Consider the following 11,622-nt stretch of genomic DNA (forward strand, 5'->3'; position numbering starts at 1 on the left):
GTCAGACAATGCGAATAGGTATCGATGTCGGCGGTACACACACCGACGCTGTGTTAATGCAGGGAGAGCAACTGCTGGCGGCCACCAAAGCCCTTACCAGTCAGGATGTGCTGTCCGGTATTATCCAAGCACTGAGGCAGGTTATTCAGGATGCAGCGATATCCGCTACACAAATTCAATCAGTGATGATTGGCACCACACAATTTACCAACGCCGTCGTGGAACGCCGGGAATTGGCACCGACGGCCATCATTCGCATGAGCTCTCCCTCAGGAGAAGGTTTGCCACCGGGTTGTGACTGGCCAACAGATCTGGTTGGCGCTATGCAACTGAAAACCTATCAGGTCAATGGTGGATATCTCTATGATGGCTGGCCGTTAAGTCCACTCAATCAGGAAGAAATTCACAAAGTCATAGCCGATATTCGCGTTAGTGGTATTAAAAATATCGCTGTGGCGTCGGCTTTCTCTCCCATGAATCCAGAGCCTGAATTTCAGGTAGAAAAATTACTCAAGACACAGATCCCGGATGCCAATATCACTCTGTCTCATAAAATGGGTAAATTGGGAATTTTAGAACGGGAAAATGCCGCTGCATTGAATGTGGCATTACTGCCGTTCGCCCATAAAGTGGTCAGCGCCATGCTACAAGCAATCCACAATGAGGGCCTGAATTGCCCTATGTTTATCAGTCAAAACGACGGCACGCTGATGAACGCGCAATTTATCACTCAATATCCAGCGTTAACCTTTTCCTCAGGACCCACCAATTCACTCAGAGGAGCAAGTAAACTCACAGGACTCAAAGATGCCATAGTGGTGGATATAGGAGGCACTACCTCTGATATCGGGATTTTACAGGATGGTTTTCCCAGAGAGTCAAATATCGTCATTTCAGTAGGCGGAGTACGTACTAACTTTCGCATGCCTGATATTCAAGCAGTGGGGTTAGGCGGAGGCAGTATTGTGCAGGATGATGGCCTACGCATCGGCCCACAATCTACAGGACACAACCTGGTAAAGGAGGCGTTGATATTTGGCGGTTCAACCTTGACGGCAACAGACATTATCGTGGCATCAGGCAAAGCGGATATCGGCAATGCTCGCTTTCTCCAACATCTGTCGCAAAACACAATTAAAAATGCTCGCAACACCATGCACGCACTATTAGATCAACACATAGATATGATGAAGCCCAGCAGCAAACCAGTACCCGTTATTCTGGTGGGTGGGGGTGCGATCCTGGTGCAGGATGATTTGCCTTCGGCATCACAAATTATCCGCCCGGAAAATGCCGCCGTGGCCAATGCCATTGGCGCTTCTATAGCCCAGGTCGGTGGAGAAGCAGAGGCGATGCTCAACTATCGCCAAATGTCCAGAGAAGCCGCCATTGCACAGGTAGAAAGTCAGGCAATAAACAACGCCGTAGCGGCAGGTGCCAATGCAGATAGTCTGAAATTGGCAGACATCGAAGAAACCAACATTCCTTATATGGATGACGGAAACATTAAAGTGCGGGTGAAAGTCATTGGTGACATCGTATTTGCAAGCGATAAGGGGGCTTAAGCATGAAGATTTCTGTACAACAACTGGATGACCTGGCACTGGGTGCAGTATTTTTAGCAACAGGTGGCGGAGGTGATCCTTATGTGCCGCTGCAATTAGCCAAACAAGCGCTGCGGACTTATGGGGATGTAACTCTGCTTAACCCGGAAAACTTACAAGATGATGCTCGCGTTATCACTCTTGGCGGTGTTGGTGCACCTACCGTTAGTCTGGAGCTATTACCTTCATTGACCGAAGCATCTGCAACCTTGCAAGCATGGCAAAAACACACAGGAGAAACTGTGGATGCTGTTGCCGCTTTTGAGATTGGCGGAGCCAACTCCTTGCTGCCTCTGATTGCCGCAGCCACCTCTGGCACGGCCATAGTGGATGGAGACGGAATGGGACGGGCATTGCCCGAAGCGCAGATGATGAGCTACGCCATAGAAGGTGTATCCCCCTCTCCAGCGGTCGCCTATGATTATCAGGGCAATGTCACCAGCTTTTCCACTAAGGATACTGCCACCTATGAGCGCCACATTCGGGCCTTAACTGTGGCATCTGGCGGAATGCTCACCACGGCAGAGCACCCCATGACAGGAAAACAGCTTAAAAGGGCCATTATTCCTGGCACCCTAAGCTTCGCCATTCAGTTAGGGCAATTGCTGAAGCAACACAAAGGTAACGCCGAGCAAATTCTGCCCGCGCTTCAGGAGTTATTTGAGACATCCCTGTACGGAACGTGCCGACTACTTAGTTGCGGTAAAATTATTGACAAAAGCACCCAGATTGTTGGCGGTTATGATTTGGGACAAGCCAGCATCATGGATTTTTCAGACACCAATCGCGAAATAAAAATCAGCATCAAGAACGAGTACCTGTTGGCCAGAGAAGGTGACAAAGTGTTGGCCTCTGTTCCTGATTTGATTGTGATCGTAGATTACGAAACAGTTCAACCCATCAACGCTGAACGACTGCGCTACGGGCAAAGAGTGGCCGTATTTGCCGTGGCTTGCCCTGCTTTTTTTCGCAGCGAAAAAGCACTAGCTGCCGTCAGCCCTCGCTGCTTTGGTTTTGATTTTGACTATGTGCCGCTGGAAGAAATTCCCACATGATTGACATGCGCTTTAAGATTCTCGTCAGGTAAATGTTGATCGTTACACTCTTAATCTATCAGTAAAGCATAAACGACTGATAAATAACGACAATAGCGGAGAGGTCGATGTTACTGATTACACATTGGATCATCAACGTGAAATGCGCCATACCTGCTGTTGTTATCCAGAGCTATTCGTTTGCCAGTTGTTGCTTGCGATACTGCCCTGGAGTGCAACCGGCAAACTCTTTGAACGCCCGCGTAAATGGAGCGGCAGATGCAAAGCCACTTTCAATTCCCACAACAAGTACCGGCCAGTCCAGTTTATCAGGTGCTTGCAATAAGGTTTTTGCATATTCAATGCGCAACTGATTAACGTAGTGATTAAAGTTTTTGGCATTAAAATGATTGAGCATAATGGCTCGGATCCGATATTCAGGAACGTCCAGTTCACGAGCAATATCTACGACCCGTAAATTCGAATCCAAAAAGCGTTTTTCTTCAATCAATAACTCTCGGAGCTGTTGTGCGAGTGTATTTTCTTCATGAACGGTTGAATCAACGACTTTATATTTTATTTCAAGCTGATGTTGACGAAATTCAATCAGGCCATGAGTGTTGATCAGTATCAACAGGTAAGCGAAAACAACGAGCCAGTCTCGACCTGCACCAGCCAATACATCTTTGGGCAGTACTGTGGCAATCAACATTACACTAATAATAGAGATAACAAGTGAAGCCAGGTAAATAATAATTATTTTACGTTGCAGCGCTCTGGCACTCTGCAGCCCTCGATATCCCTCCCAAAACGCGAGAATGAGCATACCTGAAGATAACAACGCAATGGTTTCGGATAAAATGGTTGTCAATACAGGGATCCAGTCAGTGCTAACAAGCCACATTTTTTCCGTAAACCTTAAAAGGTGTCGCAATATAAGACATGCCCCAAGAAAACCGACGAAAAGCAGGTGATGGCGATTTATAGGATTAGCTTTTCGAAAAAACGCCCGCGCAAACAGCCAATAGCCGCTACAAGTGGCAAAACCCAAAGTACCGAGCAAATGGTGATAAGGGGACCAATAGTCGTCTAATAATTTACCGGCAATATACATTGACGATGAGGCACAAAAAACGGCGAAAGCGACATGTAAAATATGCGTTTCTCTTCGACGAAAATGAATGATAGCCAGCGTCAGACTCAGCAAAACTATGCATAGTTGAGCCAATTTCAGCAAGTCCCAGTTTAGTTCCAATTTTTGCTCTCTCTTTTGCCAACATTGATATTACGTGAACTGTGTTCATTTTCGAAATTTTTCTTATTTTTGTGTTTTTCGTGTATCGATTTTCAAATTCGATGCTCCTGAAGCCCTTACCCATGGCAGCATTGCAGCGAACTCAGAAAACGAGGGATGGTTTTGGACAATCAAAAACCACTATCCCAAAAAGCCTGAAGGCACTGTGTAAATAGGGCTATCAGAGCGACCTGAGAAGATGCGCTGAAAGACTAAAAGCAGGCATCCTGAGCGTCGCACTTAATACCGAAGCAGCAATCAATAAGAGTCTCAAAAGGAGAAGTAATATGAACGAGAATGAAGCAATAACCAGCAGTGCTCCACCCGTGCCACTATGGAAAACATGGGGGCTTAGAATCATTTTTGCTGCCATGGTAATGGTGCTGGGTTCAAAGCAGCTGAATTATATTTTAGAGGGAGCGTCTGAATGGACTAACTGGCGGGGACTTGGGCATTCAATGTTGTTTACCCTTGCCATCTTGGCGATCGGTGGCGTGTTTCGTCCTTTAGCATTTCTGCCTGTTATGCTCTATGAAATCGCCTGGAAGCTTGTCTGGTTGTCTGTCGTTGCCCTTCCGCCATGGCTGGCTGGCCAGGAGATACCGGGCATCGTCAATGCAAAAGCTTCAATTATCGGAATTACTATATTACTCATTTTGATTCCCTGGAAGTACGTTTGGTGGCGGTATTTTGCGCAGCCCATTGAACCCTGGAGACGCAGAAAATCAAGTGAGTAGCAACACAGCATCACAAAAAAGCCGGATCACGTCAGGTAATCCGGCTTTCATTTATACGGCAAAAAAAGTAGCCGTTAGTTGTGGCTATAGACTTTCATAGACACACCAGAATAGCGTTTTTCGCCGCGCAGTCGGATGTACCATTTGCCGGATTCTGGTGACTCAATGACGCAGCGCTGTGCGGTGCCCTGATCATCTGAACGACACTGATAACGGCGTTTGTTGGGCCTTTTATCGTGATTCAGCCACAATGACAGTTCACCCTGACCGCCACTGGTGGTCACTTCCAGGTATTTTGCGTCTTCTGGCAACTCAAATTGATAGGTACGCCATCCGCGTTTGCCGGATAAATCTGCCCACTCCAGCTCAGATTCCTGGTAAGTATCAATTTCGATGATCACCGGATCGTGATCCGAGGCGCGGTACGCGTCAGGGGCATACAGGTTGGCCTGCTGATAGGCTGACTTGTACTCGGTGTTGTAATCTAAGGCGATGGGTTCATCCGCATTGATATGCCAATCCGTTACGCTTTTTATCTTGTTGCTCAGGCTGGCTGATGCAAATGCGTGATCCAGACTGCCTGACTCGCCCTGATAAATATAGGAGTAATTATAGCTACCCAGGTACGCTGCTTTTAAATCCGTTAAGCCATGACTTTTAAAGGTGGTGATGGGATCTTCCATGCCATAGGCATTCATGTCACCCAGAATCATAATGTCTGACTCGGCTATTCCGGTGGGGTTAGTGGTCAGCCAGGACATTAACTCATTGGCGGCCAACACACGGGTGGCATTCCAGCAACCCTGACCGTCACCTAGATCCTGATCGTCACCTTCGGCGCTGCTACAGCTGCCTTTAGAGCGCAGGTGAGTCACCACAAAGGTTAACTCATCGTTATTGGACAGGTCTTTAAAGGTCTGAGCCACCGGTGCGCGGTTACCATAATCAAAGGGCACGGCGGTGGTATGAGCAGCGGTGCCTACTTCTGCCACCATGTCTTTGCGATAAATGATTGCAGACGTAATTTGATCAGTTCCGATATTATCAGCATTAAAATTCACAAAATCCCACTCACCTTCAGTGGCATTATCATTCAGGCCATTGACCAGATCCTGAATGGCGCTAAATTCGCCAAAGCCATCGTTTTCCACTTCCAACAGGCCGACGATATGCGCATCCATGGTCAGAATGGCTGCGATGGTTTTATCCCGCTGTCGCACAAACTCTTCCATTGAATCGGCACCACGAGAAGTAGGGAATCCGGCACCCTGGCCATCGCCATTGAAGTAGTTTAATACGTTATAACTGGCCACCCGCAATTCTCCCTCATAGCTATATTCAGGCGCAACCGTTCTGGGATTGGCGTCTACAAAATTCAACGATTGTGTAGGATGAATCCGGTATTTGCTGAAGCCATAAGTAACAACCCCCGTAACCCCCTGAATTTCGGTGCCTGCGCGCAGGGTATTGGCAGCGCTTAGCTCCGGAGCAGGATAGGGAACCGCATCAGGGTTTTGTTGCGTACTGCCGTCATCAATGGTGATTTGATTTAAGGCGTTAGCTGCTGCAACGGCATTGGCCGCGTCACCAGGTAAGGCAATCTGAGTCGGGTTGTACAACCGCCCTGATGACACCACGATTTCACCGTAACGGCTGAGGCTGTAGTTATCGGCCACCGTTAAGGTCTGTGGTATGTTCACCAACATACCTTCTACACTTTCCAATGCCTCGTTATTTGCCACCGGCAGGCTGATACTCGCAGCGGTAACGCTAAAGCCTGTGCCACACACTTCTGCGGCGGCCACGTTACCCAATTGCGTTGCCCCATAGTATTCCTGAACTTCAGCCACCAGGCGAACTTTGTCACCCACATTGACCTCGGTAGTACTGTCGTACACAAACACCCCTTCAGAACTGGCCGTATCATTGTCGGTATCGCTATCTTCTTCCTGAATAAAATAGCCATTGAGCTGATTATTTTGCTGTAAATCCGCCACCACTATGGCTTCCACTACCATACTAGTGCCTTTTAACGGACTCTCGGCAGCGGTTCCCTGCACTGCACTGATCAGCGTGGCAGCCTCTGAGCAAAGCCCTAAATCGACGTTATTGTCGCCGTTGTCTCCGTCGCTACCACCGTCACTTCCGCCATGACTGCCCAGATCATCAAAACTGTCTTTATCAAAAACCTGCCATTCAACATCAGGGTAGAAAGCATCAAACGCATCACTGTCACCGCTGACAATGCCACTGATACGCCGTAAGGTTTTATCTTTAGTGCTGGCACCATTGCTGTCCCAACTGGAACCCGGATCAACGCCCACCTGTCCGATAGCATCAACCACGACACCTTCTTTACTCAGTACCACAGCATCGTCACCATTAAACCAACTACCACTTTTCAGTTGATTGGCTTTATCTAAAATTGCCTGAGCAGCACTGCCATGAGCCACCACATAGGCAGCATCAGAGGCCAGAGAACCTTCCAGTGCGATGCTGTATCCCACCGAGGTGTTGCCATTAAAGTAAAAATCCAGGCTGTAGGCCGAGAGATCAATGGCGGCCCCGGTGGGATTATGCAATTCGATAGCTTTGTTATAACTGCTGCCTTCGATATATTCAGAAATGTAAATATCATCGGCCAGGGCAGTGGTTGCCGCCATTACAGCGGCGGAAATCACAGAGAGTTTTGTCAACATGGATAGGGTTCCTGTATTAGGGTCTGTTGTTGTTATTATTTCTGTGCCTGAGACACAGAAATCAGCGTCAATTCACAACAACTACTTTGCCGGTTTCGGTTAAGACAGGAAGGCTTTAACAAAAATCATAATAGCTTGTTAACAAAGTAATAAAATCAGGGGCTTAGCGTTTAAAAATAAGTTTATTTATAAGAATGAGTAAAAATAACACCGGAAATTTCGGGTATAAATAAACTCTGAGCGTCATTTTTCGGGTAAAAATGGATGCGTTAGTACATTGGAGACACATTTGTGTTGTCGCAAAAACAACAAAGCCCGCAATGACAGCGGGCTTCTTTTAACATCAGAGTTGAGTTATAAAATAAAGCGACTCAGATCTTCATTTTCTACCAGGGATTCGAGATGCTCATTTACGTATTTCGCATCGATGATGACCTGTTCACCGTCCATTTCTGAGGCGTCATAAGAGATATCTTCCATCAGACGTTCCAGTACCGTGTGTAAACGACGGGCACCGATGTTCTCGGTGGTTTCGTTCACCTGCCAGGCGGCGTGGGCAATGCGATCAATACCGTCTTCAGAGAAGGATAAATTGACGCCTTCGGTGGCCATCAGGGCTTGATACTGCTCGGTTAACGAAGCGCTGGGCTCAGTGAGAATGCGTTTGAAGTCGTCGGTAGTTAAGGCCGACAGCTCCACGCGGATAGGTAAACGGCCCTGCAATTCCGGGATCAGATCACTGGGTTTCGCCATCTGGAAGGCGCCAGAGGCAATAAATAGTATGTGGTCAGTTTTGACCATACCGTGTTTGGTGCTAACGGTTGAACCTTCCACTAAAGGCAACAGGTCACGCTGCACACCTTCACGGGAGACATCGGCGCTGCTGACATTTTCCCGCTTGCAGATTTTGTCGATTTCATCTATAAACACAATGCCATTTTGCTCTACGGCTTCCAGCGCTTTTTCTTTCAGTTCTTCCTGATTCACCAGTTTGGCGGCTTCTTCTTCCACCAGCAATTTCAGCGCGTCTTTAACTTTCAGCTTCTTTTTTTTCTTTTGGGTACCAGAAAGGTTCTGGAACATACCCTGAAGCTGATTGGTCATTTCTTCCATGCCTGGCGGTGCCATGATTTCAACGCCAACCTGCGGTAGCGCAACATCAATTTCGATTTCTTTGTCGTCCAGTTGTCCTTCCCGCAGTTTTTTGCGGAACACCTGACGGGAACCCTTGTCTTCGGTCTGTTCTTTTTCACCCCAGACATTTTCTGCTGGCGGCAACAAGGCATCCAGAATACGTTCTTCCGCGGATTCCTCAGCGCGATAACGCACTTTGGCCAGCTCCTGTTCTTTAGTCATCTTGACGGCGATATCCGCCAGATCCCGAATGATGGACTCCACTTCTTTACCCACATAACCCACTTCGGTAAATTTAGTGGCTTCCACTTTGATAAACGGGGCATTGGCCAGTTTGGCAAGACGTCGGGCGATTTCGGTTTTACCGACACCGGTGGGGCCTATCATCAGAATGTTCTTAGGGGTCACTTCCTGACGCAATTCAGTATCCAACTGCATGCGACGCCAGCGATTGCGCAGTGCAATAGCTACCGCACGCTTGGCATTTTGTTGACCAATAATATGGTTGTCCAACTCATGGACGATTTCACGAGGGGTCATTTCAGACATGCTTGATCCTGATTAGTAATCCAGTGTTTCCACAGTTTGGCTGTGATTGGTGAAGACGCAAATACTTCCGGCGATAAATAAACTCTTTTCGGCAATATCTTTGGCGGACAGTTCGGTATTTTCCAGCAAAGCGGTCGCAGACGCCTGAGCGTAATTGCCACCGGAACCTATCGCGATCAGATCCATTTCCGGCTGAATCACGTCACCGTTGCCGGTAATGATAAGGGAGGCGGTTTCATCAGCCACCGCAAGCAGCGCTTCCAGTCGACGTAACATGCGATCAGTTCGCCAGTCTTTAGCCAGCTCTACAGCGGCTTTGGTTAAATGCCCCTGATGCTTTTCCAGTTTTGACTCAAAACGCTCAAACAAGGTAAAAGCATCCGCGGTGCCACCGGCAAATCCGGCTAAAACTTTGTCGTGATACAAACGACGGACTTTTTTGGCATTACCCTTCATCACGGTATTGCCCAATGAAACCTGACCATCGCCAGCCATTACCACCTGATTTCCGCGGCGGACAGACACTATCGTTGTCATTTTTGTTCCTGCTTAATTTGGCGCCATAGTGCGCACTTTCAGACTATGAGCAATTTGTGGGGGTGATTAGTGTGATTTCAAGGTTTTTGCGTCGCTGACGATTTCACAAGTTGTAAGTGAATGTCTGGCGCAACACTTGGGTTGCTTGCTTTACTGGCATGTTTGCCGGGGCGAGAACATGGATGCTCATTTAGAGATAAAGCAAGTATTTGTTCGAAGCGCAGCCCGGTCACCTGAAGGCGCAGTCGGCGCCCCGCCAATGATTTCAATCAAATGATAATGACTGAGTTAGACTTCGGTTCCGAAAAAAATGTACCTATCAGCCCCCCAGAGATGTAAAAAATACCTTTACCAGATGCGACACGTGGTAAAGCCCGCCCGTTGCAGGGTGTGGCGATCTTTTTCCGCCATGCGCTTGCGATCGTAAGGCCCCATCACCACTCTGAACCAACGACCGTTGTTACCATTACTTTCTTTGATATTGGATTCCAGCCCCTGAAATGCGATACGGGCCCGCATACTTTCAGCCTGGTCTTTTTGTCTGAACGAGCCACATTGAAGTACATAAGTGGTATCGGATGTTTGACTGGTATCCGGTTTTTCTACTTCAATTTCGTAATCAGGATCCGTCAGGGTTTTCATAAACTCCCATTCTTCCTTTGGTGCTTCGGGTAAACTATCCTCTGTTTTTTTCACGGTTTCCTGTTTTTGGGCAACCGGCTTGTTTGATTCGGATGCGTCTTTAATACTCCACAGAAACACCCCAAAGCCGATGATCACCGCCAGGGTAAACACGATTCTTAACCAGGGCGTAGCCTGCCCCTGTGATTCCACCGGTTTTTGGGCGGATTGATTGCCCCGGCTTCTGCCGGAATTACCGGGTGATTTGTTGTTGGGCCGCTTTTTTGCAGCCGCTCCTGTGCCTTTCTTTGGAGGAACTCTGTCCCTGGCGACGTAATCTTTTGGTGCCATAAATTAATTTTATAGTTGTGTTGTGATATTTAGCGCGCGGCAGATCTTACCGTGTCTGAACTATGGTGGAAACCACTTCAAAGTTAAATTCTTTGCGCGTCTCGCAGGAATATTAAAAAACTAATAAAAATCAGTGGGATCCACATCCACAGACCAGCGTACTTTCTGTTTTGTTGCAAGCCCTTCAATATTCGCCAGATATTTATTCACAGCGCGGTGCAATGGCAAGCGTTGCAGATGGGATAATAACAATTGCACCCGGTAGCGGCCCTGGCGTTTTTCCATCAATGACGGAAAGGGTCCTATGACTTTTAAGGCTGGTTCATTAAGTGATTGTTCCATATGGAACATTTTCGCCACCTGTAATAAAAACTGCTGACAGTCTGACAGTTTAATGGCCTCGGCCTTGAGCAGTATCTGAAATTCAAAGGGCGGTAGTTGCGCTGCCTGTCGCTCTTTTAAGGTGGTTCGGGCAAAATGCCCATAGCCATTGTGCAACAGATCCAGCAACAAGCCATTGTCAGGGTGACAGGTTTGCAGCCACATTTCGCCTTCTTTACCTGCCCTGCCGGTGCGGCCAGCCACCTGCGTTACCAACTGAGCCAGTTGTTCCGTAGCCCTGAAATCGGCACTGTACAATGCCGCATCCACGTCCAGTATCGCCACCATAGACAAATGTGCAAAGTGATGCCCCTTTGCCAGTATCTGGGTGCCCACCAGAATCTGGTATTTACGCTGGTTGATATCCTCCAATGTCTGATTAAGCGCGCGTTTACTGGCCATGGTGTCGCTGTCAATTCTCGCCACCTGGTATTCCGGAAAAATGCGGGCCAGGGCTTCCTCTAATTGCTCTGTTCCCACCCCATCGGCAGACAGATTGTGACTGCCGCAAGACTGACAACTAAACTGGCGTTTGCGCACCGACCCACAATGATGACAGTGCAATTGCTGAGTGGATTTGTGAAAGGTGTATGGCTTGTCACAATGCTGACAGGTTTCCACATAACCACATTCGTTACACATGATGGCCGGTGAATAGCCACGACGATTAATAAAAATCAT

At 47.9% G+C, this 11,622-nt stretch carries 9 protein-coding genes; 3 read left to right on the plus strand and 6 right to left on the minus strand.

All coding sequences use genetic code 11. From position 1 onward, the window contains the following. The first annotated feature begins 8 nt into the window (after positions 1-8). Positions 9-1,565: a hydantoinase/oxoprolinase family protein gene (locus tag LJ740_RS17445; RefSeq protein ID WP_229530400.1), complete on the plus strand. Its 1,557-nt coding sequence runs from the start codon at positions 9-11 to the stop codon at positions 1,563-1,565. A gap of 2 nt (positions 1,566-1,567) precedes the next feature. Then, positions 1,568-2,659 carry a DUF917 domain-containing protein gene (locus tag LJ740_RS17450; RefSeq protein ID WP_229530401.1) on the plus strand — a complete coding sequence of 364 codons (1,092 nt, stop codon included), beginning with the start codon at positions 1,568-1,570 and terminating at the stop codon, positions 2,657-2,659. A gap of 172 nt (positions 2,660-2,831) precedes the next feature. Here the strand turns inward: LJ740_RS17450 and LJ740_RS17455 are convergent, their stop codons facing one another. Beyond that, positions 2,832-3,542 carry a helix-turn-helix domain-containing protein gene (locus LJ740_RS17455; protein ID WP_229530402.1) on the minus strand — a complete coding sequence of 237 codons (711 nt, stop codon included), beginning with the start codon at positions 3,540-3,542 and terminating at the stop codon, positions 2,832-2,834. 677 nt (positions 3,543-4,219) lie between these two features. Here LJ740_RS17455 and LJ740_RS17460 point away from each other — a divergent pair. Next, positions 4,220-4,669: a hypothetical protein gene (locus LJ740_RS17460; protein WP_229530403.1), complete on the plus strand. Its 450-nt coding sequence runs from the start codon at positions 4,220-4,222 to the stop codon at positions 4,667-4,669. A 74-nt stretch (positions 4,670-4,743) separates the two neighbouring features. Here LJ740_RS17460 and LJ740_RS17465 read toward each other — a convergent pair whose 3' ends face one another. The 5 genes from LJ740_RS17465 to priA form a co-directional block, all read right to left on the minus strand. Next, on the minus strand, positions 4,744-7,368 hold the full coding sequence (locus LJ740_RS17465) for an ExeM/NucH family extracellular endonuclease (RefSeq protein WP_229530404.1): 2,625 nt from the start codon (positions 7,366-7,368) through the stop codon (positions 4,744-4,746). A gap of 354 nt (positions 7,369-7,722) precedes the next feature. Then, positions 7,723-9,051 carry an HslU--HslV peptidase ATPase subunit gene (gene hslU / locus LJ740_RS17470; RefSeq protein ID WP_229530405.1) on the minus strand — a complete coding sequence of 443 codons (1,329 nt, stop codon included), beginning with the start codon at positions 9,049-9,051 and terminating at the stop codon, positions 7,723-7,725. Positions 9,052-9,063: 12 nt separating this feature from the next. Then, positions 9,064-9,588, minus strand: a complete 525-nt coding sequence (hslV, locus tag LJ740_RS17475) for an ATP-dependent protease subunit HslV (RefSeq protein ID WP_229530406.1) — start codon at positions 9,586-9,588, stop codon at positions 9,064-9,066. Between the two features lie 348 nt (positions 9,589-9,936). Next, positions 9,937-10,560: an SPOR domain-containing protein gene (locus LJ740_RS17480; RefSeq protein ID WP_229530407.1), complete on the minus strand. Its 624-nt coding sequence runs from the start codon at positions 10,558-10,560 to the stop codon at positions 9,937-9,939. Positions 10,561-10,680: 120 nt separating this feature from the next. Next, a partial coding sequence (priA, locus tag LJ740_RS17485; protein WP_229530408.1) for a replication restart helicase PriA occupies positions 10,681-11,622 on the minus strand: 942 nt, incomplete at its 5' end.

It is taken from the genome of Planctobacterium marinum, assembly GCF_020687805.1.
In the GTDB taxonomy this organism is placed as follows: Bacteria; Pseudomonadota; Gammaproteobacteria; order Enterobacterales; family Alteromonadaceae; genus Planctobacterium; species Planctobacterium marinum.